Below are 25,952 nucleotides of genomic sequence, written 5' to 3'. Positions count from 1 at the left end.
TTGTCCTCCGTCGAAGGCGGGACAGAGTGCGAGGAGGGGGGCTTCTGACCTAGGTCCACGAGATGCGAACCTCGATCGCCTGGCCTACGAAGGGGGCGTAGGCGCCGTCGACCCGCATGCGGTAGAGAGCGGCGGCGCGTACGGCGGCCTGGCCGTAACGACGGCCGGGCGGGGTTTCCGACTCGGCGAAGCAGGCGAAGAGGGTTCCGTCTTCCGCCACCATACAACGTATGACGGCGCTGCCGAGCGGGTGGCGCGGGGCGCCGGAGGGGCGCAGGCGATCCAGATCAGCGGCAGTGGGTTGGTCGAGCCAGACGGGCTCGGTCGGTATGGGTTCGACCGCAGCCGGAGCCGCAGGGGCGAGCGGGGCGGCCGTAGCAGGAGCTGGGGCCGCGCCAAGCGAGGGCGTGGCTACGGTGACGCCCAGGCCGTCGAGGGTCGCCAGATCGAGATAGCCGGACTGGGGCAGGCCGTTGGCGGCCTGGTATTGCCTCAGCGCCGTCCGGGTCTTGTCGCCGAGGAGGCCATCCAAGCCGCCCGGATCATAGCCACGTACCGTTAAGGCCGTCTGGACCCTACGCACCACCTGACGGATTTCGGCCTGGGTGAAGGCGCGGCCGTTGATGCGATCGCTCGGCGTCGAGGTTGCGCTCGACACGAAGGGCGTGGTCGTGGGCGTCGAATAGGCCGTGGCCGGAGGACTGTAGAGCGGCGCCGCGCGAGGCGTCGTGGTGCGTGGGGCGGGCGTGCGCGGCGGGGTGTAGACCGGCGGCGTGTAGCGGGGCGCTCGATAGCCGCCGCTGCCGGAATAATGGGAGCGGTGCGAGCTATGGCTCCTGTGACTGCGATGGCTGCCGTGGCCAGCCAGTTGCAGCAGGCGTTTGGCCTGGGCGGGGTCGCGCCAGTAGGTGACGTTGCGCTGCACCTCGGGTTTGTCTGCCGCGACTTTGGCGTCGGTCTGCGGGGCCGCCATCGCCGGTTGCTGGGCGACGAAGGGGCTTGCGACGCCTAGGAGAAGGGTCAGGCGGTCACGCCAGTTCATGGTGCGTCTCCAGAGAACGAATAGGAGTGATGGCGCGGCTCCGCCATGTCGGCCCGGCCGAGGCGAAGAAGCCGGCGCAGTCCGCGGCGACCGTGCAGCCCTCGCATTCGGGCGCGAAGGCGTTCTTCCAGTCCGAGATAGACTGGCGCGCAAACGACCTCAGGGACAGCGGCAGGATGCAGAGCGGCAGGTTGTAGAGGGAGGTCGCCATACCGCGATTGGCGAGGTGGAAAACGGCTTCGCCGAGGGCGTCCATATAGTCGACAGGGTCGATCCAGAGGCGGTCGCGGTTGCTCTTGGCGAAGCCCATGGGCTCCAGCCCCATGAGGGCGACGTGTTCGACGAAGGGCAGACGGCGATACAGGAAGGACGCCAACTGCGGCAGGCGGTCCACGGTCAGGCGGTGCAGGACCACGCGGATCTCGACCCGGGCGCCCAGCCGCCCAAGTTCGAAGAGGCCCTGTAGCGTCTCATCGAAGGCGTCGGGCGCGTCGACTACGAGGTCATGATCGGCGGCGACGTCGCCGTAAAGTGGCACGGCCCAGACGACCTTGTCCTGATGGCGCTGAACTAGGCTTTCGGCCAGGGTGCGCGAAGCGAACAGGCGGCCGTTCGTCAGAATGTGGAGACCGGTGTCCGGCAGGTACAGCGCGCAGGCGTCGATCAGACGGCCGAGATCCTCGCCCAGAAGGGTGGGCTCGCCGCCGCTCACGCCGAGCTGGACCTCGTCACGGTCGATCAGGGGGATCAGTCTGAGAAGCTCGTCCGTCCGCCAGCTGTCGTCCTCGTCGCGCGGCGGCTGCGAGCACATCAGGCAGCGGCTGTTGCAGCGCTCGGTGACGAAGAGGGTGTTCGCGCCGGAGCCGCGCCGATAGAGGACGGAGATCTGGGTGGAATTCGGTCTCAGCCGCACCACGTCGCCGGGCTGGACGGCATGGAGATTGCGCAGGCCGGAAACGGAGATCCGGGCTTGGGGAAAAGCCTCATGGCCAACCGAGCCGGCGAAGGCGTCGCTTTCCGCTTCCCAGAGCAGGATAGCGGACGGCGGCAGATCGCTCGTCAGGGCTTCCTCGGCGGCCAGAACCTTAAGGATCTCGACATCGCGGACGCCGCTGATGCGGGCATGGGTGTGAAGCGGAAGGCTCATCGATCGACATGTCCTGGCGCGAGGATGTCGCTGCGCGGCTTGCCCATGGCCCAGGCTAGGAAGGTGGTCAGGGTGGGGGCGTCGGCGTCGGCCAGACGGTCGAAGAGCAGGGTGAACAGGCTCTTGTGCTTGAAGCAGAATTCGCTGGTCGTGCGATCGCCGATCGGATCGCCGTGGGCGGCGGCGTGATAGACGGGGTCGGCGCCGCAGAAGGGAACGAAGGCGCAGGTGTCGCAGCCAGGCAGGGTCTCCGCCACCGAGCCGGTTGCCAGCCAGCGCATGGCGGGCGACGACATCAGGGTGTCGAGCGAGTCCGTCACCCGGCCCATGGCGAAGCGCTCGTCGCCTGTACGTGCGGCCATGCGGGCTTCGTCGGCCGGATAGACCTGACCGTCGTAGTCATAGACCAGGACGCCCAGGCCCGCGCCGGCAGGTGATCTCAGGTCCATGTAGCCTGAATGGAAGGGCGTGAGCATGTGGCGCAGGAGGATGGCCGTATAGGTCTCCTCGAATGGCTCGCCGGACGCATTGAGTTCGAGGATGTAGTCGAGCGCCTCTTCATAGAAGATGAGAAACTCTCTCATCTCGTAGCCGATGGCGCGCCGGGTCTTCAGTGCGAAGCCGTAGGGGCTGATGGGGCGCAGGAAGATCGAGGGGAACCCGAGCTCACGATAGTGATCGACCAACCGCTTGGGGTCGGACAGGGCGCGCCGCGTCAGGGTGGGGAGGGCGCTGACGGCGTCGTCGCCTAGGATGGCCCGCGCCCGCGCCAGGGCGTTAAGCGTGCGGGCCCAGCTGTCGCGGCCGGGATTGGGCCGGTTGGCGTCGTGCCACTCCGCAGGACCGTCGATCGAAGTCGAGAGACGGATCTCATGGTCACGGCAGTAGGCGAGGTCGTCGTCCGAAAGATGGTGCAGGGTTGAGACCATGGCGAAGCTGAGCTTGCGGTCATGAGTCTCGTTGAGCGCTTGGGCGCGCTCCACGATGGCCCGAACTAGGTCGAAGCGGAGCGCGGGTTCGCCGCCCTGGAATTCGATGGTGAGCGCTGGGGCGGGCGCTTCGAAGACCCGGTCGAGAGCCGCATAGGCGTCGTCGAGACTCATGTCGAAACCGGCCGCGTCCACCGCCGCGCGCGACACCTGACAATACTGGCAGCTGTGATCGCAGCGCAGTGTCACCACGAAGATGTGGAGGGAAGGACCGTCCAGGGCGAAGGATTTTCGCGTGGCGTAGGCGGCGCTTTCCAGATCGCTCCAATGCTCGCGAGGGGTGTCATGGAGCAGGGCGCGCGCTTCGAGGTCGGCGTGGCGTGGGTGCTCGAGAAGGAGGGCGTCAGCCGTCAGGGCCTCGTGCTCGGCAGCGGACAACACCGCGTAGTCGCCGAAGTCATTGGTGACGAGCACCCGACGCCTATCAGCGTCCAGTTGTATCGAGCGTCGCATTGGGCCCCTCCCGCCCTAGAGCCTCATGCCTCCGATCAATGATCTTTGCAACCATCGATCATTGTTTTGCGAGGTGAGGTCGGGCCGCGAATGTCGAGTATATGGAGGGCAGCGAATGACCGCATGTGGCGCGTTCCCGCCCCTTTTCGCAGATCAGCCCGCTGAGATGTGCGTGAGTTTGTCGGGATTGCGGACGATGTAGATCGCGCGAATGCGCCCCTGATCGATATCGAGCGCGGTGGTCTGGAGACGGCCGTCGGGATTGTAGCTGATATAACCCGGCAAGCCGTCGATGATGGCGGTGCGGACGAGGATCGGCCGACGCGCGTCCTTGCCGGAGACGTGCGCGAACAGCCGAAGAGCGTGCTCGGCGCCGCGGATGATGTTGCGGAACGCCGAAACCTTTCCCCCGCCATCGGCATGAATCTCGACGTCGTGGGCCAAAAGTCCCGCCAAGGCAGTCGTGTCACCGCCGTGCGCGGCCTCGAAGAAGGCGCGGGCGATCCGGTCGGCCTCGGCTGTGTCGAGCGCGTAGCGGGTCCGCTCCGATTTCACGTTTCTGCGGGCGCGGGACGCCAGCTGCCTCACCGCCGCCGGCTCGCGGTCCAGCGTCACGGCGACGTCCTTTAAAGGCACCTCGAAGATGTCGTGCAGGAGGAAGGCCGCGCGCTCGAGCGGCGAGAGGCGTTCCATCGCCAGCATCAGGGTCACCGTGACGTCATCGGCGATCGTCTCTATTGGATCGACGGTGCCGACCAGGGGATCGGGCAGCCACGGCCCGACATAGGTTTCCCGTCGCGCCTTGGCGGACTTCAGCCGATCGAGGCACAGGCGGGTGACGATGCGGGTGAGATAGGCGCCCGGCGTATCGACGCTGATGTCGACGCCCGTCCATCGCAACCATCCGTCCTGGACGACGTCTTCCGCCTCGCTGAACGAGCCGAGCATTCGGTAGGCGAGTCGAAGCAGGCGGGGGCGCTCCGCCTCGAAGGCTTCCGTTTTCAGGTCCGTTTGCGTCATCGCACAGCAATCCCGTTGGACATCGAATGGATGACGAGCGAGCCGTCCGCAATGTGACAGGCGTGATGTGAAATCGGCCATGTCACATTCCGACGGGCCGCCTCGTCATGTCCGTACAGCGCCGATGAACGGCGCCGAAGACGGAGACCTCCCCCATGACCACCCCGAACCGCCTGACCTGGCATACGGTCGCCCCGGAGGGCGCGAAAGCCCTCTACGGCGTACATCATTACATTATGACCGGTGCCAATCTGCCCGAAGAACTCATTCATCTCGTCTTCTTGCGGGTGTCGCAGATCAATGGCTGCGCGCATTGCATCGACCTGCACACCCGCGACCTTCTGAAGACCATGTCCATCGACAAGGTGACCCTGGTCCCCGTGTGGGAGGAGGTCCCCCACCTGTTCCCCGAGACCTATCGGGCGGCGCTGGCCTGGGCCGAAGAGGTGACCCGGGTCAGCGAGACCCATGCATCGGACGAGGCCTATGCGGTGGCCGCCGCGGTCTTCGAGCCGAAGGATTTGGTGGATCTCACGATCGCCATCGCCGCCATGAACGCGTTCAACCGGCTGGGCGCGCCCTTCCGCCTGCCGGTGAAGGCGCAACCCTGATTGCCGGCGCGGCGCCTCCGCAAGGGGCGCCGCGCTGTCGCCCCGTCGACGCGGAGCGCTGAAGCCGCGTTGGGTGGCCGGCGCTCTTCGGCCTTATCCGAACCTATATCTCAAGTTCCGTGAGGTCCTCTGAGAGGGACCAAAGCCGTTCTGATAGGGCTGGATCGCAGGCCCAGGCCGCCACACCCTTGCGGCCTTGTTCACCGGTGTTGATCGGGGCGATATCGCAATCCTCGCAGTAGACCCCGCCTTGTCCTTCCAGCGCGGCGCTGGTCGCGCACCACAGGCTGGTGGCGGCGCCCTGGTCGACCGTCTTCATGCCTCGCGACGGATCGATGATTGGGCGACCTTCAGGGTCGAGGGCGTCGAAGCCGGCGATCTCCTCCGCCGAGAGGTGGCGCGCCAGCTGGGTCAGGATCTGCCCGGGATGGAGCGAAAACGCCCGTACCCCATGCGCCGCGCCGCGTGCATCCAGCGCGATCGCGAACAGCGCATTGGCCGTCTTGGACTGCCCGTAGGCGATCCATTTGTCGTAGGGACGTCGCCGGAAATCGACGTCGTCGAAGTCTATCCCGGCGATCTGATGCCCGCGCGAGGATACGGAAACGACCCGCCCGCCTTCGGCCCTCAGCAGGGGCCAGAGGCCGCACGTGAGGCGGTAATGGCCGAGGTGATTGGTGGCGAACTGGCCTTCATGGCCGTCCCCGTCGCGGAACAGCGGAGAGGCCATCACGCCTGCGCTGTTGATTAGGATGGAGATCGAGGTTGTTCGGTTGCGCAGACGGGCGGCGAAGGCGGCGACGGAGGCGGGGGATGTGAGATCCATCGCCTCGACCTCGACGCCGGCCACGCCCGCAAGTGCGGCTTCGGCTCGCTCTCGGTCCCGCGCGGGCACGATCACTTTGGCGCCGGCGGCCGCGAGGCTCTTCGCCGTTACGAGCCCGATGCCGGAGTAGCCGCCGGTGACCACCGCCACGCGACCAATCAGGTCTACGCCCTGCATGACCTCGTCGGCCGTGCTGGCGGCGGTGAACAGAGACCCGATCGGCTGCTGGGGCGTGGTCATGATGGGAGATCCTTCCTTTGGTCGACCGGAACACTCAGCTATCAACGCCGGATGAAACAGACTTCAGAGTTCGGATTTCTGTCGTGATCATCCAGAATGCGCAGACCGATCCGCTTTCCGATGTGTTGACCGGAGCCGGTTTCAACGCCGCCTGTTCCGTACGGCTGACGGCGGGCGGCGATTGGGCGCTCCGGTTTCGCCCCATCGCGCTGAAGTTCAACGCAGTGCTTCATGGCGGCTGCTGGCTTACCCCGGAGGGCGAAGCCGCGACTAGATTGGACGCGGGCGACTGCTTCATCGTCTCGGGTCGGCCGTTCGTCCTTTCCAGCGCGCCTGGCGTGCCGGCGGTGGACGCGGCTTCAGCCTTCGCCGGCTCGCCCTTCTCCGCGACCTATGGGGTGGGCGAGGATGTGGCTCTGCTGGGAGGCAGCGTCGCCTTCGCCGAGGCCGACGCGGGTTATCTTCTGGACCTGTTGCCCTCGTCCCTGGTGATCCGCACCGAGGCGGATGGCGCCGCGCCGATGGGTTGGCTCTTGGATCAGTTGGATCGGGAATGGCGGGAGGACCGCCCGGGCGCCCGGGCGGCATGCGACGACCTGCTGCGGCTGATGTTCGTTCACGCGCTTCGAGCGCACTTGGCGACGGCGGACGCCGGCGCGCTCGGCTGGCTCGCGGGACTGAATGATCCTCCGGTGGCTGCGGCTCTGAGAGCGATCCACGCAGAGCCGGCCCGCGTGTGGCGGCTGCCTGAGCTTGCTGCCCAAGCGGGCCTCTCACGGACGGCTTTCGCGGAACGTTTCAGGGCTCGGGTCGGCCGACCTCCGGTGGAGTACGCCGCGACCTGGCGAATGCGGGTCGCGGCCCGTCGCCTGAGAGAGAGCCGCCGTACGGTCTCGGCGGTCGCCCAGGAACTTGGCTTCCTGTCGGACAGCGCGTTCGGGGCCGCGTTCCGCCGTGTCCATGGCGTGTCCCCGGGACGGTACAGCACAGTCGCCCGCCGAGCCGCCCCATAGGCCGTCAGAGGAGACAGGACCGCTAAACGTCCGATGTTAGGACGAGGACCAACGTCCGTTCATGGCGCATTGCCGTCAAGCGATGTGTAGCCAGTCGGCCGCCCCGGCGCGAACCGCCTTGGTCAAGTCTTCGATCAGGCGGGTGGTGATGCGTAGATGCTGCCAGAAGAGCGGCACGTCGACGATGACGCCGGGGGCAAGATCGACTAGGCGGCCTGACGCGATCAACGGAGCGGCCAAGCGTTCCGGCGTCAGGGACCAGGCGACGCCCGCCAGAGTGAAATCCAGAAACCCCTGAGTGGACGGCACCCAATGGGTCGGGCCTTCGATCGGGCTTCCGACGACCTGCTCAGCCCACTGGAGTTGCAGTCGGTCCCGCGGGCCGAAGCGGAGCACCGGCGCCTCGGCGAGCCGTTCGGCCGTCACGCCGTCGAGGAAATGACGATCGCGATAGTCCGGTGTCGCGACGGCCAAGTAGCGAAGCGAGCCTAGCGGAAGGGTGCGACATCCTGCGACGGCCCTTCCTGTCGTGGTCACTGCCGCGATCACTTCTCCCGAACGCAGGCGCTCGGCAGTGTCGGCCTCGTCGTCGAGCACCAGAGACAGGGTGTTCGGCTGGTCTGCGGCGAAGCGGGCGGCCGCGCTAGGGAACCATGTGCCGAGGCTGTCGGCGTTGAGGGCGATCTTCAAGGTCGGGCGCGCCCCTCCGAACGCCGCTGCCCAGACGGGATCGCCCGCCATCATGTCGTGCTCCAGCAGGGCCACCTGATCGAGGTGAGCCGCCAGTCGCGCTCCTGCCTCGGTCGGTCGGCATGGCGTCGCACGGATGACCAGGGGAAGGCCCAGGCGCTCCTCAAGGCCCTTCACGCGTTGGGACACCGCCGAGGGCGTGACCGACAGGGCTTCGGCAGCCGCATCGAATGATCCGGTACGAATGACGGCGGCCAGGGCGGCGAGGGCGGGATAGTCGAGCATTAGGATCGCTAATCTACCCTAAGCAGGATTAGTTCGGCTACGGTCTCATACCGTGCGATCAGCATTCTATGATCGTTTCCATTCTTCCGCCCCTGGCGAAGGGCTTCGCCCTGTCGGCCAGCCTGATCGTTTCTATCGGCGCCCAGAACATGTTTGTGCTGCGGCAGGGCTTGCGGCGCGAGCATATCCTCCCGGTCGTCCTGTTCTGCGCCGTGGCGGATTCCGTTCTCGTCATCGCCGGTGTGAATGGTCTGGGCCAACTACTGTCGGCGGCTCCCGGCCTGTCGGCGGCGCTGAGCCTCGGCGGCGCCGCCTTCCTAACCTGGTACGCCCTCGGGGCCTTTCGGCGGGCGATGCGCTCGGAGGCTTTGGTCGTTCAGGACGGAGCAGGCTTGTCGCTCGGGGCGGCCCTGGCGGCCACCGCCGCCTTCACCCTGTTGAACCCGCATGTCTACATCGACACCGTCATGCTGATGGGAGCGGTCGGGTCCAGCCTGCCCGAGAGCCAGCGGCTGTTCTTCATCATCGGAGCCTCGACCTTCGCCGCTGTCTGGTTTGCATCCATCGGTTTCGGCGCACGCTTGCTGGCGCCGCACTTCGCCCATCCGGTCGCGTGGCGCGTGCTGGATGTCGTCACGGGTCTGATGATGACCGTCATCGCCATAGTCCTGGTGCGCGGCGTCTTCGCCTGACGCCATTTCAGAACATCGAGGTCCCCATGAACCCACCTGTCATCGCCCCGGAAATCTACGCCCTGCGCCCGGATTTCGCGGCGCTCAGCATCCTTGTCGCTGGCGCGCGCAATGGGCCGAGCGATCCTTATGGCGTAGAACAGTTGCGTCTAGCATGTGAGGCGCAGGAGCCTGAGTGGGCCGAGGCGCACCTGGACGCCTGGCGGGACGCCTACCGCGCTTTCGGCGCCAAGCCGCAGCGGACGCCCTGCTCGGTCGAGGCCTTGCGCAAGCGGGCGCAGCGGGACGGGACCCTTCCGCCGGTGAACGCCGTCGTCGATCTCTACAATGCGGTCAGCCTTCGTTACGCCCTTCCGATCGGCGGCGAGGATGCGGACGCCTACGCCGGGACGCCTCGATTGGTGGTCGCGCAGGGCGGCGAGATTTTCGACACGGCCCAAAACGGCGAACCGAAGATCGAAGTGATCGATCCCGGCGAGGTTATCTGGCGCGATGACCACGGCGCGACCTGCCGACGATGGAACTGGCGACAGGGCGTACGGACGCGGATCACTGACGACAGCACCGCCATGTGGTTCATCCTCGAGCGCCTGGCCCCCATGCCGATCTCGGCGCTGATGCAGGCGGGCGACGAACTGATCGCCGGATTGAAGCGTCTCAGTCCGTCGCTGCAGGCGAGCAGCCTTCTAATAGAGCGCCCCGACTGATCGGCTGGAATGACACAAACTGAAGCCAAGCCTGATTTGAGCCGACCGCTGCATCGGTCCTCACTAAGGCGATATTCTGGAGCAGAGCATGGCGCTGTTTTCGGGTCTTTCGGCCTTTCCCATCACTCCGATGACGTCCGAAGGCGAGGTCATTGCGCCTGACCTGCAGCGACTAATCCGACGCATTGAGGCGGGCGGCGCCGATTCCATAGGTCTGCTCGGCAGTACCGGGACTTATATGTTTCTCAGCCGCGACCAACGGCGACGCGCCGTGGCGGCGGCCGCTGAAGCCGTCGTCTCGATCCCGATCATTGTCGGCGTCGGCGCCATGCGCACCGATGAGGCCCAGGCCCAGGCGGGCGATGCGGCGGCAGAGGGCGCGTCCGGTCTGCTTTTGGCGCCGGTCAGCTATACGCCGCTGACGGAGGAGGAGGTCTTTCAGCACTTCCTCGCCGTGGCCTCGGCCACGGAGCTGCCGCTATGCATCTACAGCAATCCCGGAACGACCAACTTCACCTTCAAGCCGGAACTGGTCGCGCGTCTGGCGGCGATCACGACCGTGGCAGCGATCAAGCTGCCGCTGCCGGCGTCCGGCGACATCGCCGCCGACCTGGCGGCTTTTCGGCAGGCGGCGCCGGGCCTGTCCATCGGCTACAGCGGTGACTGGGGCTGCAAGGCCGCACTGCTGGCGGGCGCCGACTGCTGGTACAGCGTGGCTGGCGGGGTGTTTCCTGAACAGGCCGCCGCGCTCGCGGCGGCGGCTGTCAGAGGCGATCGCGAGGAAGCGGACCGATGCGACGCCGCCTTCGCCGGCTTGTGGGACCTGTTCCGCGCTCACGGCAGTCTTAGGTTGATGTATGCGGCGGCGAACATGCTGGGCTTGACCGAAGCGTCGCCGCCAAAACCGCTTCTGGGACCCGATGAAAGGCTGACGGCCAGTCTCCGAAAGGCTTTGCCGCTTTGAGACGCAGAGGGGCAGTGTGGGGTTTCGGCCATGAAGCCAAGGACCGCTACTGGCGCTTCTCGGTCCTTTGAGGGATCAACCGCCGTACGTGACTCAACTCGGTCCTTGGCGACATCTGCTTTCAGGCAAGATGTCGGTCAGCTGGCAAATGTGCATGTCTGACCCTTAGTCGACGTTGAGAACGGCACCGGTCGAAGACCAAAGTCCTGCGGCGGTAAGTCGAGGCCGTAGCCTCTAGCCGTAGCCGAGCCGGTCCTCGTGCGAATGGCTTAGCAAATGCAATCCGACGGAGTTGCCCGACGCGATGAAAAGCGGATCGAAGTCGCTCTCTACTCTTGCGTCCGGCACAGGGTCCGCCAGATCGCACCATTCAAGAAAGTGGCGCAAATCCTTGGCTGCGGAGCGGTCGAAGACATGAGTGTTCTTCAACTGCATCAACCGTGGCGTCTCGTCGATCGGCGCCAGGGCTTCAAGCTCATGGGCCGAGAATTTGGGCGATCCGTATTCTGCTGATCGAGCAATCAAGATCGTTCGAACAGCCCATGTTGCGCGCCTAGCCGCCAAGGCGGCGTTGGGCATGGTTCGTCCGAACCGAACCAGAAGCCAGGCCAAGGCCGCTCCATGCCCTATCTCAAGCTCATAGGAAGATCGAAGGCGAAACCGGGCGCGAAGACCGTCGAACACGTGTTCCGGATCGTGGATCGCTCGCCCCTCGAACAAGCAATGCCAAACGAACAGGTCGCCGTTCTCGGCCTTCTCGGTCAGATCGTTGATGCCGTAGGTGGACAGGGAGACTGGCCCCATACTGGTGTGCAGAGGCTGCCCCGGTTGGGTCGAGACGAGTAGCAGGTCCGTGTCCGAGTCAGGGGATTGGTCGCCTCGCGCGCGACTGCCAAAAAGAGCGACGGCGGCTATCGCCATTGGTATGCCTTGCTCATGCTCACGTTTCAGCGCCGCGAGCGGCGAGCGCCCGAACGGACATCTTTCTTGCGACGCCACGCTGAGCTTCAATCTCAGGGCCGTTCGTCAGAACGAGCTGAGTCTTCTCCGGTTTGTTGGTTTCCGGATCGAGGTCGAGGTTCAGGTGGGCGATCAGGTAAAAGCTCATGCTCAACCTTACAGGCATGGTCAGGGCACCTTCGACCATTTCGAATTCCTCGATCAGCGCTTCCTGCTGCTCAGGCTTGAGTCTCGGGTTGGGAACAAGGGACAGGTCTATGAAGTGGCTCCACTCATAGTCCAGGCTGTTGTCGATTCCGGCAGGCCCATCCCCTGCCACATCGCGTATGCGGTTCAGAAGGTAGTCCCTGAAATCGTTGTGCTCGGCTGACCATGCTCGAACATACCAGCGCCCGAACGCGTGAGCGATCGAGTGTGGGGCGATTGTGCGCCAGCTCGGCGGTGATCCGGTCAGTGAGCGATAGTCGATCCTCAACCGTTGCTGATCCTTGATGGCGTCCAGGACGGCCATCAAATGCTCAGGGTCGGTCGCTCGGCGTCCCACGGAAACCACCTCGACCGGAGGCAGGGGGGCTTGGAACCACGTCGCTTCCGGGTCGAGCCACCCACTCTTCAAACCGACCAGTTGCAGAAGATACCGATCGACACCCTTGGCCGCCCACTGAGCCTGGTACGCTCCAGCGCGCCGGTAGGTCTTGGCGCTGCCGTCGTAGATCAGGTTCCCGGGGGCGGCGTCGCTATAGGTCGCAATATCGGCCGAAGCCTGTTGGGCCGACATGCCGAAGGCCTCCGCCATGTCGGCTCGGTTGAGCACGCGATCCCAGAAAAGCCGGAAGTCTATATATTCCAGTCTCTTAAGGACGGCCCACTTAGGCTTGTCGGCTGGCATGTCGTTCATGATCGATACAATTGTCAGTTATCCACATCCAAAATGCGTCTAATAAATAGACGCATCGTCGCGGTTGTCCTATATTAACTTCGAAGGCGGCGTCGAGATCGGTCTATTGCTGGTGCGGCTTTCGTTGCGGTTGTGGGCGGTTCTTGGAACCTTCCGCCGTGTCTATGGGCACAGGCCGCTGCCAATTGCCAGTTGGCGGGGAATGAAAATTCCGTGCCGGACACCCAACCCCTCGCGCCGCAGACGTTGCCGGCGACGGAGAACGATCAATGAGCGCTGCGATCCATCCGATGTTCGGAACCGACTTGCCCAAGGGCATCAGCAGGGCCCGCGCTCTGCCCGACGCGGCGCTCGGAGCGCTGTGGGACTCGATTTTCATCGATGAGGGACTGAAAAAGCAGTTGCTCTCTCAGGCGATGCTGAATTTCTCGGTCCGGGGAAAGGTCGATCGAACAATCATTCCCCTGCACGGCGTAATCTTGCTTACGGGGGAGCCGGGTACTGGAAAGACATCGCTTGCTCGGGGGCTTGCGCACCGAACTGCGGCGTCTTTCTCCGGCGGAATGTTCAAGCTCCTTGAAGTTGAACCGCACTCGTTGACCAGCTCTGCGATGGGCAAAACCCAGCGCGCGGTATCCGATCTTTTCTCCCAATCCATCGCTGAGGCCGCCAGCAGCGGGCCCACGATCGTGCTTCTGGACGAGGTGGAGACGCTCGCGGCTGATCGGTCCAAGATGAGCCTTGAAGCCAACCCCATCGACATCCACCGGGCGACCGACGCGGTTCTGGTTCAGCTCGATGCGCTGGCCGAGCGCTTCCCTCAGCTTCTCTTCGTGGCGACAAGCAATTTTCCCGATGCCGTCGATAGCGCCTTCACGTCGCGCTGCGATCTCGTTCTGCGAGTTCCTCTGCCAGACCGGGCTGCGTGTGCGCATATCCTGCGCGACTGCCTGATCGGGCTCGGCAAAACCTACGCTTCGATCTCCGCGCTAATTTCCCAGCCCGGGTTCGACCGTTGTGCAGGGGAGTGCGTCGGCCTGGATGGGCGTGCGATCCGTAAGATGGTGGCGAACGCTCTGGCCAGTCGGCCGGAGGTGGCGATGGACCCGAGCAAGGTGACCCTCGACGACATCTATCGAGCGGCGCAGCAGGCGAAGTTGAATCGCAACTCGGGGGTGAAGACGAAATGACCACCGTCGTCCGGCGCACCTTCAGCAGTACGCCTCACCGCGACGCGGGAGAGACTTGGCGCGCGATTGTCGACCTGCTGACGCAGGGCAAAACCGGAGCCAAGTGTGACGAACTGCTGTCCGTGCATGGCATCGCGTCCAGCATCATCGCGGACAAGGCTCCAAAGGACGCAGCCATCGTCGTGACATGCGACGGTCCTCGTACCCGTATCTACTGCGTCTACGACGAAGACGCGACGGATGGCTCCGACGCGAACGAAGACGCGTTGGGGTTTGACCCACTTGATGGCGACTGGCGCGTCTCGCTTCCCTGCGAGACGGATGACCTCGCCTGGGTTCAGGGCGCGCTCAAGGGGCACAGCGAGCGCATCACCGCCCGCGACAAGTCGGAAACGACAAAGGCGGAAGCCGCCAAAAGCTCTGCGGGGCCGGCAGCGCTGGTCTTTGATCCGAAAGGATTTCTCAACTCATGAGCACCGTCAGCGTCAACACCTATACCCATTCGGTGACCTACGTCGCCGACAACATGCTCAAGAGCCTGAAGGATATCATCCGGCTGAGCGGTCTCGACCCGACCAACTTCATCGAGGACTGGGACATCAACATGCGCGGTATCAAGCGCTGGTTGGAGACCGAGGACCTGCAGCGTGTCGATCTGGAGATCTACGATCCAAAGACCGATGCGCTTCTGTTCCGCTGGGACATGGATGTTGTCTACGGATGGAGCTCTGGCGACGGGAATTTCTGGGTCGATACCGAGCAGCTCAGGTACGCGATCCGAAAGGCGGGGCTAGTGCCCAGCCAGGCGAAGTACCGTTTGTTGGTTCGCACCAAGCCCGGCCGTCCTGATGTCGACGGCTGGAGTAAAGTCACGGCCCGATCGACATCCGGCTTCACCCGGCAATCGCTGGGGACGACCATCGACCATAGCGGCTTGGGCGCAAACACTTCTTACTGGAGACAAGCCGGATGATTACCGTCGACGAAGCGTTTCGGAAGTTTAAGAGCCGTCTCGAACTGAACGAGAAGGAGCAGAAGAACGCGTCCGATCGCCAGAACGAGGTGCGGGACTATCTGGTCACGAAGTTCGCGATCGACCGGAGCTTCCTGACCGGATCCTATAAGCGACACACCAAGACGAAGCCGCTCAAGGACATCGATATCTTCTTCGTCCTCAAGGACACAGAGAAGGGCAAATATCACGACAAGGCGCCGTCGGTCGTGATCGGCGACTTTTACGATGCGTTGGTTGAGAAATACGGCTCCAAGGCGGTTCGGAAACAGGGGCGATCGGTCAACGTCGATTTCGGGGTGGTCGTCGATTCAGACGACAACACCGACTATCGTGTTCTCAGTGTGGACGTGGTGCCTGCCTTCGCATCGGCGTCGGACTACGAGATTCCCGACACCGAAAAGGGCAAGTGGATTAAGACCAACCCCGAGACCCATGCGGCAAAGGCGACGGCAGCGCATCAAGCCTACTCCAGTGAGTGGAAAGGCTTGGTCCGCATGGTGAAGTACTGGAACAACCAGCCCCGCCACGGAGAAAAGCCGGTCAAACCGTCGTTCCTTATCGAGGTGATGGCGCTGGAGTGCCTGTATGGCGGCTGGCAGGGCAGCTTCACCTATGAGTTCCAATCCTTCTTCGCCACGCTGGCAGATCGTATCCTGGATACGTGGCCCGACCCGGCGGGCCTGGGGCCGGCGGTAAGTGACGGGATGGATGATGCGCGCAAGGAGCGTGCGCGCTCGCTTCTGATGGCGGCGAGCCGTGAAGCGAGCCTTGCGATCAATCTCGCCAGACAGGGCAAGAACGGAGAGGCCTTGAAGGCATGGCGGGCGCTGTTCGGCCCGAAGTTCCCGCTCTCATGAAACGCAAGACGAACTCCACGTCCAAACGGGTGCACAATGGCTGACGCCGTCAACGCGCGCTGGAATGGCGACAGATATCAGGCGCGGGTTTTCTGGCAGAACGCGCTGAGCATGCTCGCGCATGACTCGGTCGTAGTGGAAGTGACCTTCGAAGCCGATGCGCCGAAGTCATTCGACGACGTTGTTGTGCGTTATGATCCGCCTATCCCGGGAAGTGGGCCAGAACGAGTTTCAGCTGCCTATCAGCAGGTGAAGTGGCACGTCGATACGGGGGGGCGGTTCGGCTACGAGGATTTCGTCGATCCCGAGTTTATCGGGGCGACGAGGGTGTCGCTACTTCAGCGCCTGCGCGACGCCAAGAAGAACGCACCGTTGGGCGCGCGGTTTGATTTCATCACGACGTATCGCATCAAGGACGATGACCCGCTGGGCTATGTTCAATCGGGTGCCGACAAGTCCATCCTTTTGGCCCGCCTGTTCGATGGCACGAAGGACGGCAGCCGTATGGGCAAGGTCCGTAAGCTATGGCGCGAACATCTCGAGCTAGCGTCTGATGACGAACTCAAGGAGGTCGTGACGGGCCTCCGGATTATGGATGGCGAGCGCTCGCTGGAACAGCTGCGCGAGGACGTCAACGTGCGGGCCCAGATTGTAGGCGCGCTGACCTGTTCGACCGAATCCGACTTCCGATATGACGGGCTTGCTCAAGCGCTGAAATCGCGGAAGCTGAATAGCTTCACGCGAGAGGCTTTACGGCAGGTTCTCCGGGAGGAGGGCGTTCTCACCGATAAGGCGCCAGCCCTTCCTCCTGGGCTGACGATCGCGATCCGGACGTTCCAGGGCGTAGCGGCTGATCTGGGTGGGACGTCGCCGGAGAACACACTCTCGCTGACCGATAGCTTCAATCAGCGCTATCTCCTGGATGACCGGTCTTGGCAGGGCGACATTCGTCCTCGGGTCGAGACGTTCCTGAGAGAGGCTGCAAAACGCTCGGGTGTGCTGAGGATCATTCTCGATGCGCACGCCTCCATTGCATTCCTCACAGGCGCCGTCCTCGATCTGAAATCGGGGGTCGACAGCTCGTTGGTCCAGAAAGGTCGGGTAGGTTCGAGAACTTGGCGCGCGGACGACGGTACCGAAAAGGAAGCGGCTCGATTGACCAGCACGACGATCAGTATCGATTCCGGGCCCGATATCGCCTTGGCAATCGGTATTTCACAAAGCGTCGATGCTCACGCCCGGGCCTATGTCGGCAAAGAGCTGTCGACTGTCGGGACGTTGATCTCGTTTGCCCCTCCGGCCGGCCCTGGACAGCAAACGATTGTCGGCGGTGGACATGCCGCCGCCTTGGCAGAGCAGATCGCCAATGAAGTGCGTGCTCTGAAGGTGGATGACCCTGATTGCACGGTCCACATCTTCGCCGCCTGCCCAAATAGTTTGCTCTTCTATCTGGGGCAGCAGTATCGCGGGATCGCTCCCTGCATCGTCTACGAGTTCGATTTCGATCGAGCTGGAAACAAGAGTTATCAGCCGTCGTTCGTGATCGATTAGCGATAGGTTGGCCGGGTTGATCAGGCGTTGCGCGAGATGGCCCGCCCATCAGACTGGATAGGTCTGCAGCTAACGGAATTGTCCGTGGCTGCGCGCACGCAGCTATCGCGATGCTCGATCTTGATGCGAACCGCTGGCGGGCACCCATTACACTCAAACGTCCGCTACGGCTCGAAAGCGGACTTCAATGACCGACGTGCTCAACGTCCGATTTCAGGACTGGTGCCAAAGTCTGCTCATGGCGCGAAGACGCCGTTGGCCAATCCCAATTCTGTGCGGGTTTGTTCGCTCTGCCTTTGACTAATTTTTGCCCCTTAGCTTGAGGCGGAAATTCGAGGCGTCAAGGCAGTCCGATATTGTTCTTTCAGATGGACCGCCGTTTGCTCGATGCTGGGGTAGACCGTAGTCGCATTGATGTTGAGGCGATCCAGCTGCTTCAGAATTTCTGGCTTGTTCGTGATGGTGATGCGGCTGATTGCGATGCCATCCTGACCTTCGTCGGGAAGAACGGCTTCGTGGCCGAACAGGAGAAAGGCGCCCGACTGCGACTTGATCCGGCTGTTGGTGCGCTTCGCCTTCACGCAAAGAATGGATCCCAGGTGGTCCGGCGAGAGACGTTTCTCGAAGAAGCCCTTTTCCGACCGGATGTAGTGAAGAAGTTTCCCGGCGACCCCAGTTTCATTGAAAGCGACCAGATCGAGCCCGAGATCGAGATCGTTCTTTTGCGCGTAGGTGAGCTTCGACAGGTTGGCGAGGCAGCTCACCGTATCTGAGTCATAGTATTTCACCCGTTCCGGCGACACTTGGAAGACGATCACCTCTCCATCGGCCTCCAACGGTGCCGGGCTAGAATGGCAGGCGAAAAACAGCGCTACGAGGGGGTTGCCCGAGATGTCGAGAAGCCGGGTCGGCAGCTTGTAATGCTGCATCCGGACCAGTCGGTCGAAGCAGTATTCGTCACCCTGGAACTCGTCGTGGTGGCCGATGAGAAGTTCCTGACACAGTCGGTCCTCATTCGGCATGAACTGCCAGCCGCCGTCCGGCCACCGGCGCAGAAGCGACGGCGTGAGTTCGAAGCGCGCGTCTTCGTGGCCACGAAAGAAGGTCTCCGCGCCCTCCTTGTCGGGAGAGTTGAAGAGGAGGCGGAGGAAGGACTCCACACTGTCCGCCGTGCCGAGGATCTGTTTGGCGCGGGGCGGCGGCTCGACAGGAGTCTCGGCCGGCGCGGTCTCGGTGACTTCGTCGATCCGGCTTTCGAGGGCAGGCCTGAAAGGCGCCAGACCATCTAGGACGTCGCGCGCATTCCCGTTTCGAACCGCCCAGTGGGTGCGAAACAGCTGGAGGCGGTCGGCGCCGAAGGTGGACCAGGCGGTGTCGAGATCAGGGAAGACGACGCGCCCGAAATCGACCTGAGTGTCGAAGTTGAACCGGACCTCACGCCCGACGTGTTCCATGCCCGTGATCCGACCGTACCGGATGAACATGGCGACTTCATCGTCGCTCTGGTCGACCTCGCTGCACAGAAAGGTCGGCAGAGATTGAAGGAAGGCGACGGCAGCGCTGTCCAGACGCTCGAGGCGTCTCTCGATGTCGGTCGGCGTATATTCGAACATCCGGCCGCGGGTCATTGCGGCCGTATCGTCCGCCTGACCCGTCCAGCCCCCGATCGAGATGTAGTTGAAGTTCTTCTCGGTCATGGTGTTCCGGCGGGCTGGATGCCGACAAAGGGTCCAGCCTGCGGGTTAAATTGGGCTTACCGGTGCGGGCTAGAGAGCTGCTTTCAAGGCCTTGATACGCTCGCCGCAGGTCTGATCGACGAGGTCGCGCAACCGCTTCACCCTTTCCGTCAACCAATGAAGGTCTTCAGCGGAAACGTCATACTGGTCGGAATAGCGGGCTTCGACATATGCGCGCTTCAGCAGTTCGAAACGGCGGCGGTCAGCCTTCAGCTCACGGGGCCAAGCGTCGGACAGGGCGACGAAAGGCACGTCCTCCAAAGAATGAGGCTACTGGCCGAGTCCCGGTCCGCAGTATGGTCTTGGCCCAAGGAACGTTCGGCTTAGCTGTCGAAAGCGGATAAGCGGAACTAAGCGCTTTGAAGGTCAGCTATTTGGTCGCCGGCCAATGTCCGCTGCTGGCGCGGACCTGACCCAGTGGCCGTTGTCAGACCGATCCCGGGCGCTTCTCTGGCGATCCTTAGAGTGCCGACTAGCCAGTCGCGGAACGCTCTTACCTCTCCGCGCTGCACTGCCCGCCGAGAGGCGACAACGTAGTAGGCCCAGCGGACCGGCCAGCGCACATGGGGCAGAAGATGGACCAAACGGCCGCGTTCCAGGTCCTGCTCGACCAGGGCCCGCCGGACGAGCGCGATCCCTTGACTGGCGATCACCGCGTTAATCACGGCCGCAGTCGAGTTGATACGCAAGCCGCGGTCAGCAGGGGCGTGGTTGGCGCCCGTTTTCGCCAGCCACTGCGTCCAGGTCGGGAAATCGCCGTCGGGGTGCGGCGTTCCGTCGTGGATGAGGGTTTGCTCCGCTATCCACCCGGCGGTGACTTCATGGCTGGTCGGCAGCAGCTGGTGATTGCAGACGGCGATGATTTCTTCGCCCATCAATAATCTGGCTTCGACGCCCGGCCAGGCGCCTAGGCCGCAGCGTATGCCTATGTCAGCTTCGCCCTGCGCCAGGTCAATGACGCGGTCGGAGACATCCAGGCGCACGTCGATCAACGGATGGTTCGTCGCGAAGTCGGTGAGTTGTGGCAAGAGCCAGTTCGCCACCAGCGCCTGGGACGCCGTCACGACGACGATCGACCGCGCCTTTCGACCGCGCAGCTTCTGCAGGCCTGCCTCCAGGCGATCGAGTCCGGCCGCAATGTCATCCAGCGCATCGCGAGCCTCTTCAGTAGGCGTGAGGCGTTGCACGCCCGAACGTGCGCGGTGAAACAGGGGATAGCCGACCCAGTCTTCGAGCGAACGGACAAGCTGACCTATGGCGGCGGGCGTCACGCCCAACTCGGTTGCAGCACCGACGAAGCTGCCGTGACGTGCTGCGGCGTCAAGAGCCTGAAGGGATTTGAGCCGAGTGAGAGACCTCATTCCTAACGCATATCACGGGATAGATTTTCTTTCGCCTCGATGCGGGTCGTTTGCGTCGCCGACCGAGGCGTGAACGGGCAGCATGAGGACAAGAAAGGGGGCCCCATGAACCTTGAAGGCAAGCACGCCCTGATCACGGGTGGATCAAGCGGCATTGGTCTCGCAACGGCACGGCTGTTCGGAGAGCACGGAGCGCGCGTAGCGATCATGGGTAGAGACGATGCTCGTCTGGCTAAGGCGAAGGCTGAGCTCGGCCCGGACGTCCTCGCCATCCAGGGCGATGTGACGACGCTCTCCGACCTGGCTCGAGCGCGAAAAACCCTTCAGGAATCGTTCGGTCGACTGGACATTTTGTTCGCCAACGCCGGCGTGGCGCTGGGAACGCCTGTCGTGACGACCGACGAAGCGACCTACGACCGCATCATGGACGCCAATGTGAAAGGCGTCTTTTCAGCGTGCAGGCGATGTTGCCGCTGATGCACGCGGGCGGCTCCATCGTTCTCAACGCCTCCTGGCTCAATCAGGTGGGCGCGCCGGGACGGGCTGTCCTTTCGGCGTCCAAGGCCGCAGTGCGATCCTTCGCACGCACCCTTTCGGCCGAACTTCTTGATCGGGAAATCAGGGTCAACGCGATCAGCCCCGGCTCGATCGAAACGCCCATCCATCGCAGTGCCGACCAGTCCGAGGAAAGCTTCCGCGAGTACGCCGAGCGCGTCGGCGCGCAGGCTCCATTGGGCCGAATGGGCCGGCCGGAAGAAATCGCGGCGGCGGTCCTGTTCCTCGCCAGTGACGCGTCCAGCTACATGCTGGGCGCTGAGATCGTGGTCGACGGCGGGCGGGCGGAGCTGTGACATGCTGCTGAACGAAGATGTCTCCGTCCGCACCGTGGTTCACGCGGGCAAAGCGGACTGGATCCCGAGCCCGATCAGGGGCGTCGAACGACGCATGCTTTTCCGGATCGGCGATGAAAAGGCGCGAGCGACCTCGATCGTCCGCTATGCGCCGGGCAGCCGCTTCGGCCGCCATGGCCATCCCGGCGGCGAAGAGTTTCTCGTTCTGGAAGGCACGTTTCAGGACGAGACCGGCGACTTCCCGGCTGGAACCTACGTCCGCAACCCGCCGGGGACGGCCCATTCGCCAGGCAGCGACGAAGGCTGCGTCATCCTCGTCAAGCTTTGGCAGTTCCGTCGGGATGACCGCGCCCGGATCATTGCGCGGCCCGACGAGGCGAAGCGCGCTGCGGTTCGGCCGGGTGCGCATGCCGCCCGCCTCCTGGTCGACGGCGCCGATGAACGGGTCGTCATCGAGCACTGGACGCCCGGCGCAAATGTGGATGTGTCGAATAGTACGGGGCTGGAGGTGCTGGTTCTGGAGGGCGGCTTCGCCGCCGGTTCGGAGACCTTCTTGCGGTGGAGTTGGCTCCGCCTGCCCGCTGGCCGGCATCTCCGGGCGTCAGTCGGCCCTGACGGCGCGCAGGTCTGGATGAAGGCGGGTGCGCTTCTGCATGCAGATGTGTGCGCTTTCGAGAATGAAGGACGAATTCAATGATGGACCTGGAAGCCTTTGGGCAGGCGATCCTGATCGGAATCGGCGGGACAGCAGTGCTCGACGTCTGGGCTTTAGCGTTGGACCGGATACTGAAAATTCCCGCGCCGAACTGGTCCATGGTGGGCCGCTGGATCGGCAACATGCCGCGAGGGCGCTTCAGTCATAGCTCCATGGGAGCCGCCCCGCCGGTCGCTGGAGAGGCGGCCATCGGCTGGACGGCGCACTACGTCATCGGAGCGGGTTACGGGCTGCTGCTCGTCGCAACCTTCGGGGCGCAATGGCTTGAACAACCTAGGCTGCCGCCGGCTTTGGTCGTCGCCTGGGTTCTGCTCATCGCACCCTTCTTCATCATGATGCCCGGCATGGGCTCCGGCATCGCTGCATCGCGAACACCGCGACCGAACGCCGCCCGTCTGAAGAGCGTGGTGAGTCACACCATCTTCGGCCTGGGCATGTATCTGACCGCGTTGCTCCTCGCAGCCGGGATGTCGCAAGGTCTCGCTGGATGAGAAGCACGGACATCGCCATCGTGGGAGGCGGTCTTGCCGGACTTTCGGCCGCCCGTGTCTTGCAGGCCCACGGCGCGGACTTCGTGCTGCTGGAGGCCCGCGAGCGCCTGGGCGGTCGCATCCTGACGGTTGATGAAAGAGGCATGCCGGCCGTTGATGGTTTCGACCTGGGTCCCTCCTGGTTCTGGCCCCGCCTGCAGCTGGCGATCGGCGACCTGGTGAAAGACCTCGGCCTGCAGGCCTTCGCCCAGAACAGCGAAGGGGATGTGATCTTCGAACGCATGTCTCGCGAGCCCGCCCAGCGGTATCGCGGCAGTGCGCCGGATGGGCCATCGATGCGCTTGGTCGGAGGCTCCGCCGCGCTGATCAGCGCCCTTGAGGGATCGTTGCCCGCCGGCCGCATAGTCCGAGGCTCGCGCGTCACAGCGATGCGCCTCGCGGACGGCGCGGTGCAACTGAGCGTATGCGGACCGTCAGGAAGGGCCGCGAGCGTGCAGGCGAACCGAGTCATCGCCGCATTGCCTCCGCGTCTGTTGGACGCGACCGTGACGTTCGCCCCTCCGCAAGACGCGAGCACCACGGCCCGCTGGCGCGACACCGCCACCTGGATGGCTCCCCATGCGAAATTCTTCGCGATCTATGACCGACCGTTTTGGCGAGAGGCCGGCTTATCCGGGACAGCGCAGAGCATGGTCGGCCCGATGCCGGAAATTCACGACGCAACCATAGCATCTGGCGCGGCCGCGCTGTTCGGCTTTATCGGCCTGCCCGCCGACCAGAGAGCGGCCGTCGGCGATGAGGCTCTGAAGAGCGCGTGTCTGGCTCAGTTCGCCCGTATTTTCGGCGAGGAGGCGCTTAAACCCCGTTCCACTCTACTGAAGGACTGGGCGGCCGATCCGTTGACGGCGACCTCCGCTGACCAGGTCGCCGGATCCCACGAGGCTTCAAGCGAGCGCCCTTGGGTCGAGGGCGTGTGGCGTCAGCGCCTTGTCATGGCTGGCAGCGAGACCAGTTGCTCGGAAGCTGGCTATCTCGCCGGCGCGGTTCTCGCCGGCCATCGCGCCGCGGACGCGGTGTTGGGCGCCAAGCCATGAAGTTCCCGCCTTGTCGTTGATTGCAACACTCGGCGGAGCAGGGCCCTGGCCCCATGGCCGTGCTTGGGCACGGTGAGTTTGTCATGCGGGCGAGCGCCGTCGAACTGTCACAGCCCGAGCGCAATGAACTTGGCGGCCATGCTTACGATCGCCCATTTCCAACTCGACGGATATGCACTGTTCGTCCTCCACCAATTGGATGGCTCACGCGCCTGACGCATCTCTGCGGTTGTCTGGGCTAGGGGCTGCCGGTCGAAGGTCCTGTTTTGGTCGAAAGGCAATGACCGCTTCTCTAATCGGGCATACGGGTCAAGCTGGTTTGTGATCCTTGCCGGCCTGATCGATCACGCGGGTCACGCTTCTCTTCGCAGTCTGGATGACTCCTTGCGAGCGGAGGGTGGCGCGAACGTCGGAGTCGCGGCGTGGGAGGTGCGCCCGGGGTTGTCCTTCTCGCCTGATTGGAAGCGTCGAGGCGTCAGCCCTCGCCGACAACAAGGCCCTCGGCCATGCAGCGTCGCAGCACTGTCTCGAACAATTCGCGCTGCAGACCGCTGTCGCGGAAACGGCCATGGCGGTTCTTCGAGAAGGTCGAGTGGTCCGGCACGTCGCCGTCCAGGCCCAGGCGGCAGAACCAGCGATAGGCCAGGCTGAGGTGGACCCCCTCGCACAGCCGTCGCTCCGAGCGGATGCCGAAGCAGTAGCCGACCAGCAGCATCCGGATCAGCAGTTCCGGATCGATCGAGGGGCGACCGATGGCGCTGTAGAATGGCGCCAGATGCGCCCCCAGGCCGTCCAACGCCACGAACCGGTCGATCGCGCGCAGCAGGTGATCGGCTGGCAAATGCCGCTCCAACGAGAATTCGTAGAACAGGGCTAACTGATCGATCCGACGCTCGCCCATCATCGCTGCAACTCCCGTCTCAACGACCAGAGTGAATCAGCGCGGCGCCCCCATGCCAATTGTCTAGGCGGCCTTTTTCAACGAAATCGGCGCATTGGCGACGTCTTGCGCTGCTGCAGCTGATTTTCAGCGGCGACCTCGGCTGGCTTTCCGTGGTCTCGCAGACCGTAGGTGCGGCGATGCATCTCTTAGAACGCTTAACGAAGCCGCCTAAGTTGCTGATGAAATTATACGCGCGCACAGATTTCGAAGTAGATATTCTTTAAAATAAATTAAAGGAGTATGGTTCAATTCGTTAATATCATAATCTTTATTACCTATTCAGGCGGAGAAAGGTGCTGTCGGTATGTTTTCCAGGATTTAACATGAGAGAGAGAGACGATATCTAATATTCTTAGCGGGATATATTTCTTTTTAAAGAAAAGTTTTTCTGGTTCAATTTCCGAAGGACATAATTGCCTCATATCGCATCCATCTAAGTCTACGCTGAACTCGTTCGATATCCACACCATTATATCGTAATAATCATCTCCATATATCCCTATATCATGATACAGTCTATTGTTGTCGTTTAGAAGTTCATGGTCAATACACATATCCTTTTGCAGGAAATTTAATATGCGCTCTTTATTATCCATTTTATCGACCAACGTTTGCCTCGCACCTTTGGGCGGCTTCTGAAAATCGTTCGGCCGCTTCGCCTAGCAGGGCCACTCCTAGCATCCCAGATCCACGGCTAGCGATGCGACCTACATTCCCCCCAATTTTGGGAGAGCTGGAGTTTTCTGGGGATACAGCAGCGCCCGCTCCACGCAACCAACTCGGTGCTCTGACATTAAAAATCGGCATTCGCCTAACGGAGTCAGATATCATTGAAGTTCTCGATCCGCTAGGACCTCCGCCACCAAAACCAGCTCGAGGTTTCTCTACTATTGGAGTACTCGCCAGTCCAAGTCCCGTTGCCGCGACGAGATTCCCCAGAATGGTGCCGTCACCTCCTACAGCTTTGCCGAAACATTCTCTGTAGATCTGGGAGGGTATAATTCTAGGAATTCGAAAGCCGCCGCCTGTGCCGCCGCGCTCTCTCATTGAGCGATCTGGGTCAAAGTGTTCGGTCAAGCATTCGTACGTTACCATTCTCCAGCCGCCCCCTTGTGGGATGCCGCCTTCTCCGCCAACCCGGACGTAACGGTAAGTGCATAGCCCCCATGGATCGGCCGCATTCACCGGATCCGCCCCGACATAGGCATAGAGGTTGGCCCCATCGCCATAGCCGATGGGGTCGGTCTGCATGAAGCGGCCGAGCTGGGGCGCGTAGACGCGGGCCTTGTAGTGATAGGCTTGGGCCTGCGGCAGCCAGATCTGGCTGGTGTACTGATAGAGGCCGGTGTTGCCTGAGCCCGGCTGGCCGTACTCGTCATAGGTGTTGATGTTGAGCCCGGCGGCCGTGGCGCCGGTCAGAGCGACGACCGAGCCGCGCTCATCCATCATCGCCCAGCGGCGATGGGTCAGGGTGGCGTCGTTATAGGTGACCACCACCTCGTCTAGCCCCGCGCCGGGGATATGGCGGCGGGTCAGGGTTCCGGCGGCGTTGTACTCGCCGATGGCCTGGGCGCCGTCATAGAGTAGGCGCGACGCTCCCATCTGGCTCAT

General features: G+C 63.2%; 25 protein-coding genes and 2 pseudogenes. 14 read left to right on the top strand and 13 right to left on the bottom strand.

The genetic code is table 11. The annotated features are described in order from the left end of the window. Positions 1-49: 49 nt before the first annotated feature. The 4 genes from hxsA to ACWIDZ_RS15140 form a co-directional block, all read right to left on the bottom strand. Positions 50-1,042 (bottom strand): His-Xaa-Ser repeat protein HxsA, encoded by a 993-nt coding sequence (gene hxsA / locus ACWIDZ_RS15155; RefSeq protein ID WP_453990074.1) that lies wholly within the window; start codon positions 1,040-1,042, stop codon positions 50-52. Beyond that, on the bottom strand, positions 1,029-2,189 hold the full coding sequence (hxsC, locus tag ACWIDZ_RS15150) for a His-Xaa-Ser system radical SAM maturase HxsC (RefSeq protein ID WP_453990072.1): 1,161 nt from the start codon (positions 2,187-2,189) through the stop codon (positions 1,029-1,031). The genes hxsA and hxsC overlap by 14 nt, the downstream gene beginning before the upstream one ends. After that, the gene (hxsB, locus tag ACWIDZ_RS15145) at positions 2,186-3,631 is read right to left on the bottom strand and encodes a His-Xaa-Ser system radical SAM maturase HxsB (RefSeq protein WP_453990070.1); all 1,446 of its coding nucleotides are present in this window, start codon (positions 3,629-3,631) and stop codon (positions 2,186-2,188) included. The genes hxsC and hxsB overlap by 4 nt, the downstream gene beginning before the upstream one ends. A gap of 153 nt (positions 3,632-3,784) precedes the next feature. Continuing rightward, complete coding sequence (locus ACWIDZ_RS15140; RefSeq protein ID WP_453990068.1) at positions 3,785-4,732, bottom strand: sigma-70 family RNA polymerase sigma factor; 948 nt, start codon at positions 4,730-4,732, stop codon at positions 3,785-3,787. A gap of 74 nt (positions 4,733-4,806) precedes the next feature. On the opposite strand from ACWIDZ_RS15140, the gene ACWIDZ_RS15135 reads away from it, so the two are divergent. Next, the gene (locus tag ACWIDZ_RS15135) at positions 4,807-5,262 is read left to right on the top strand and encodes a carboxymuconolactone decarboxylase family protein (RefSeq protein WP_453990066.1); all 456 of its coding nucleotides are present in this window, start codon (positions 4,807-4,809) and stop codon (positions 5,260-5,262) included. A gap of 103 nt (positions 5,263-5,365) precedes the next feature. Here ACWIDZ_RS15135 and ACWIDZ_RS15130 read toward each other — a convergent pair whose 3' ends face one another. Next, complete coding sequence (locus ACWIDZ_RS15130) at positions 5,366-6,328, bottom strand: oxidoreductase (protein ID WP_453990064.1); 963 nt, start codon at positions 6,326-6,328, stop codon at positions 5,366-5,368. Positions 6,329-6,345: 17 nt separating this feature from the next. Here ACWIDZ_RS15130 and ACWIDZ_RS15125 point away from each other — a divergent pair, with 17 nt between their 5' ends. Further along, complete coding sequence (locus ACWIDZ_RS15125) at positions 6,346-7,341, top strand: AraC family transcriptional regulator (protein ID WP_453990062.1); 996 nt, start codon at positions 6,346-6,348, stop codon at positions 7,339-7,341. Positions 7,342-7,416: 75 nt separating this feature from the next. On the opposite strand, the gene ACWIDZ_RS15120 is transcribed toward ACWIDZ_RS15125, so the two are convergent. Then, a complete protein-coding gene (locus ACWIDZ_RS15120; protein ID WP_453990060.1) occupies positions 7,417-8,316 on the bottom strand; it encodes a LysR family transcriptional regulator ArgP in 900 nt (299 codons plus the stop codon). Positions 8,317-8,384: 68 nt separating this feature from the next. On the opposite strand from ACWIDZ_RS15120, the gene ACWIDZ_RS15115 reads away from it, so the two are divergent. From ACWIDZ_RS15115 to ACWIDZ_RS15105, 3 genes are all read left to right on the top strand, one after another. After that, positions 8,385-9,008: a LysE/ArgO family amino acid transporter gene (locus tag ACWIDZ_RS15115; protein ID WP_453990058.1), complete on the top strand. Its 624-nt coding sequence runs from the start codon at positions 8,385-8,387 to the stop codon at positions 9,006-9,008. 26 nt (positions 9,009-9,034) lie between these two features. Next, positions 9,035-9,715: a B3/B4 domain-containing protein gene (locus ACWIDZ_RS15110; protein ID WP_453990056.1), complete on the top strand. Its 681-nt coding sequence runs from the start codon at positions 9,035-9,037 to the stop codon at positions 9,713-9,715. Positions 9,716-9,803: 88 nt separating this feature from the next. After that, entirely contained in the window at positions 9,804-10,679 is an 876-nt protein-coding gene (locus ACWIDZ_RS15105) for a dihydrodipicolinate synthase family protein (protein WP_453990054.1), read from the top strand. A 234-nt stretch (positions 10,680-10,913) separates the two neighbouring features. Here ACWIDZ_RS15105 and ACWIDZ_RS15100 read toward each other — a convergent pair whose 3' ends face one another. Beyond that, positions 10,914-11,600, bottom strand: coding sequence for a nucleotidyltransferase domain-containing protein (locus ACWIDZ_RS15100; protein WP_453990052.1), 687 nt, complete (start codon positions 11,598-11,600; stop codon positions 10,914-10,916). 19 nt (positions 11,601-11,619) lie between these two features. Continuing rightward, complete coding sequence (locus ACWIDZ_RS15095) at positions 11,620-12,537, bottom strand: helix-turn-helix transcriptional regulator (RefSeq protein ID WP_453990050.1); 918 nt, start codon at positions 12,535-12,537, stop codon at positions 11,620-11,622. 269 nt (positions 12,538-12,806) lie between these two features. Between ACWIDZ_RS15095 and ACWIDZ_RS15090 the strand changes: the two genes are divergently transcribed. From ACWIDZ_RS15090 to ACWIDZ_RS15070, 5 genes are read left to right on the top strand one after another with little or no spacing between them, the layout of a single operon-like run. Then, positions 12,807-13,727, top strand: coding sequence for an AAA family ATPase (locus tag ACWIDZ_RS15090; protein WP_453990048.1), 921 nt, complete (start codon positions 12,807-12,809; stop codon positions 13,725-13,727). Next, positions 13,724-14,200 (top strand): hypothetical protein, encoded by a 477-nt coding sequence (locus ACWIDZ_RS15085; protein ID WP_453990046.1) that lies wholly within the window; start codon positions 13,724-13,726, stop codon positions 14,198-14,200. Before ACWIDZ_RS15090 ends, ACWIDZ_RS15085 begins: the two co-directional genes overlap by 4 nt. Beyond that, positions 14,197-14,700, top strand: a complete 504-nt coding sequence (locus tag ACWIDZ_RS15080; RefSeq protein WP_453990044.1) for a hypothetical protein — start codon at positions 14,197-14,199, stop codon at positions 14,698-14,700. The genes ACWIDZ_RS15085 and ACWIDZ_RS15080 overlap by 4 nt, the downstream gene beginning before the upstream one ends. Next, a complete protein-coding gene (locus ACWIDZ_RS15075) occupies positions 14,697-15,599 on the top strand; it encodes a CBASS oligonucleotide cyclase (RefSeq protein ID WP_453990042.1) in 903 nt (300 codons plus the stop codon). The genes ACWIDZ_RS15080 and ACWIDZ_RS15075 overlap by 4 nt, the downstream gene beginning before the upstream one ends. A gap of 36 nt (positions 15,600-15,635) precedes the next feature. Further along, on the top strand, positions 15,636-17,150 hold the full coding sequence (locus ACWIDZ_RS15070) for an SAVED domain-containing protein (RefSeq protein WP_453990040.1): 1,515 nt from the start codon (positions 15,636-15,638) through the stop codon (positions 17,148-17,150). Between the two features lie 314 nt (positions 17,151-17,464). On the opposite strand, the gene ACWIDZ_RS15065 is transcribed toward ACWIDZ_RS15070, so the two are convergent. The 3 genes from ACWIDZ_RS15065 to ACWIDZ_RS15055 all read right to left on the bottom strand — a co-directional run bounded on the left by ACWIDZ_RS15065 (position 17,465) and on the right by ACWIDZ_RS15055 (position 20,247). Then, the gene (locus ACWIDZ_RS15065; RefSeq protein WP_453990038.1) at positions 17,465-18,847 is read right to left on the bottom strand and encodes an FRG domain-containing protein; all 1,383 of its coding nucleotides are present in this window, start codon (positions 18,845-18,847) and stop codon (positions 17,465-17,467) included. Between the two features lie 69 nt (positions 18,848-18,916). Continuing rightward, entirely contained in the window at positions 18,917-19,138 is a 222-nt protein-coding gene (locus ACWIDZ_RS15060; protein ID WP_453990036.1) for a hypothetical protein, read from the bottom strand. 98 nt (positions 19,139-19,236) lie between these two features. Then, positions 19,237-20,247 (bottom strand): LysR substrate-binding domain-containing protein, encoded by a 1,011-nt coding sequence (locus ACWIDZ_RS15055; RefSeq protein WP_453990034.1) that lies wholly within the window; start codon positions 20,245-20,247, stop codon positions 19,237-19,239. A 39-nt stretch (positions 20,248-20,286) separates the two neighbouring features. Between ACWIDZ_RS15055 and ACWIDZ_RS15050 the strand changes: the two are divergent. From ACWIDZ_RS15050 to ACWIDZ_RS15035, 4 genes and pseudogenes are all read left to right on the top strand, one after another. Further along, a pseudogene (locus ACWIDZ_RS15050) lies at positions 20,287-21,098 on the top strand (SDR family oxidoreductase). 1 nt (position 21,099) lies between these two features. After that, positions 21,100-21,795: a cupin domain-containing protein gene (locus ACWIDZ_RS15045; RefSeq protein WP_453990032.1), complete on the top strand. Its 696-nt coding sequence runs from the start codon at positions 21,100-21,102 to the stop codon at positions 21,793-21,795. Continuing rightward, on the top strand, positions 21,792-22,304 hold the full coding sequence (locus tag ACWIDZ_RS15040; protein WP_453990030.1) for a DUF2938 domain-containing protein: 513 nt from the start codon (positions 21,792-21,794) through the stop codon (positions 22,302-22,304). Before ACWIDZ_RS15045 ends, ACWIDZ_RS15040 begins: the two co-directional genes overlap by 4 nt. Next, positions 22,301-23,398, top strand: coding sequence for a flavin monoamine oxidase family protein (locus ACWIDZ_RS15035; RefSeq protein WP_453990028.1), 1,098 nt, complete (start codon positions 22,301-22,303; stop codon positions 23,396-23,398). Before ACWIDZ_RS15040 ends, ACWIDZ_RS15035 begins: the two co-directional genes overlap by 4 nt. A gap of 478 nt (positions 23,399-23,876) precedes the next feature. Here ACWIDZ_RS15035 and ACWIDZ_RS15030 read toward each other — a convergent pair. Both ACWIDZ_RS15030 and ACWIDZ_RS15025 read right to left on the bottom strand, forming a co-directional pair. Continuing rightward, positions 23,877-24,302, bottom strand: a pseudogene (locus tag ACWIDZ_RS15030) (transposase); the annotation flags it as partial. A gap of 636 nt (positions 24,303-24,938) precedes the next feature. Then, positions 24,939-25,952 (bottom strand): RHS repeat-associated core domain-containing protein (locus tag ACWIDZ_RS15025; protein ID WP_453990026.1); only part of this gene is annotated, 1,014 nt, incomplete at its 5' end.

This window comes from Brevundimonas sp. NPDC055311 (genome assembly GCF_053645695.1).
Note: the sequence above shows the minus strand (reverse complement) of the source record. Positions and strands in the feature narration are given on the sequence as shown.

Excerpts from the sequence above, each read along its gene's own strand:
- hxsA (WP_453990074.1), bottom strand. The coding sequence starts at position 1,042 with ATGAACTGGCGTGACCGCCTGACCCTTCTCCTAGGCGTCGCAAGCCCC.
- hxsC (WP_453990072.1), bottom strand. The coding sequence starts at position 2,189 with ATGAGCCTTCCGCTTCACACCCATGCCCGCATCAGCGGCGTCCGCGAT.
- hxsB (WP_453990070.1), bottom strand. The coding sequence starts at position 3,631 with ATGCGACGCTCGATACAACTGGACGCTGATAGGCGTCGGGTGCTCGTC.
- ACWIDZ_RS15140 (WP_453990068.1), bottom strand. The coding sequence starts at position 4,732 with ATGGCCGATTTCACATCACGCCTGTCACATTGCGGACGGCTCGCTCGT.
- ACWIDZ_RS15135 (WP_453990066.1), top strand. The coding sequence starts at position 4,807 with ATGACCACCCCGAACCGCCTGACCTGGCATACGGTCGCCCCGGAGGGC.
- ACWIDZ_RS15130 (WP_453990064.1), bottom strand. The coding sequence starts at position 6,328 with ATGACCACGCCCCAGCAGCCGATCGGGTCTCTGTTCACCGCCGCCAGC.
- ACWIDZ_RS15120 (WP_453990060.1), bottom strand. The coding sequence starts at position 8,316 with ATGCTCGACTATCCCGCCCTCGCCGCCCTGGCCGCCGTCATTCGTACC.
- ACWIDZ_RS15115 (WP_453990058.1), top strand. The coding sequence starts at position 8,385 with ATGATCGTTTCCATTCTTCCGCCCCTGGCGAAGGGCTTCGCCCTGTCG.
- ACWIDZ_RS15110 (WP_453990056.1), top strand. The coding sequence starts at position 9,035 with ATGAACCCACCTGTCATCGCCCCGGAAATCTACGCCCTGCGCCCGGAT.
- ACWIDZ_RS15105 (WP_453990054.1), top strand. The coding sequence starts at position 9,804 with ATGGCGCTGTTTTCGGGTCTTTCGGCCTTTCCCATCACTCCGATGACG.
- ACWIDZ_RS15100 (WP_453990052.1), bottom strand. The coding sequence starts at position 11,600 with ATGGCGATAGCCGCCGTCGCTCTTTTTGGCAGTCGCGCGCGAGGCGAC.
- ACWIDZ_RS15095 (WP_453990050.1), bottom strand. The coding sequence starts at position 12,537 with ATGAACGACATGCCAGCCGACAAGCCTAAGTGGGCCGTCCTTAAGAGA.
- ACWIDZ_RS15090 (WP_453990048.1), top strand. The coding sequence starts at position 12,807 with ATGAGCGCTGCGATCCATCCGATGTTCGGAACCGACTTGCCCAAGGGC.
- ACWIDZ_RS15085 (WP_453990046.1), top strand. The coding sequence starts at position 13,724 with ATGACCACCGTCGTCCGGCGCACCTTCAGCAGTACGCCTCACCGCGAC.
- ACWIDZ_RS15080 (WP_453990044.1), top strand. The coding sequence starts at position 14,197 with ATGAGCACCGTCAGCGTCAACACCTATACCCATTCGGTGACCTACGTC.
- ACWIDZ_RS15075 (WP_453990042.1), top strand. The coding sequence starts at position 14,697 with ATGATTACCGTCGACGAAGCGTTTCGGAAGTTTAAGAGCCGTCTCGAA.
- ACWIDZ_RS15070 (WP_453990040.1), top strand. The coding sequence starts at position 15,636 with ATGGCTGACGCCGTCAACGCGCGCTGGAATGGCGACAGATATCAGGCG.
- ACWIDZ_RS15065 (WP_453990038.1), bottom strand. The coding sequence starts at position 18,847 with ATGACCGAGAAGAACTTCAACTACATCTCGATCGGGGGCTGGACGGGT.
- ACWIDZ_RS15055 (WP_453990034.1), bottom strand. The coding sequence starts at position 20,247 with ATGAGGTCTCTCACTCGGCTCAAATCCCTTCAGGCTCTTGACGCCGCA.
- ACWIDZ_RS15045 (WP_453990032.1), top strand. The coding sequence starts at position 21,100 with ATGCTGCTGAACGAAGATGTCTCCGTCCGCACCGTGGTTCACGCGGGC.
- ACWIDZ_RS15040 (WP_453990030.1), top strand. The coding sequence starts at position 21,792 with ATGATGGACCTGGAAGCCTTTGGGCAGGCGATCCTGATCGGAATCGGC.
- ACWIDZ_RS15035 (WP_453990028.1), top strand. The coding sequence starts at position 22,301 with ATGAGAAGCACGGACATCGCCATCGTGGGAGGCGGTCTTGCCGGACTT.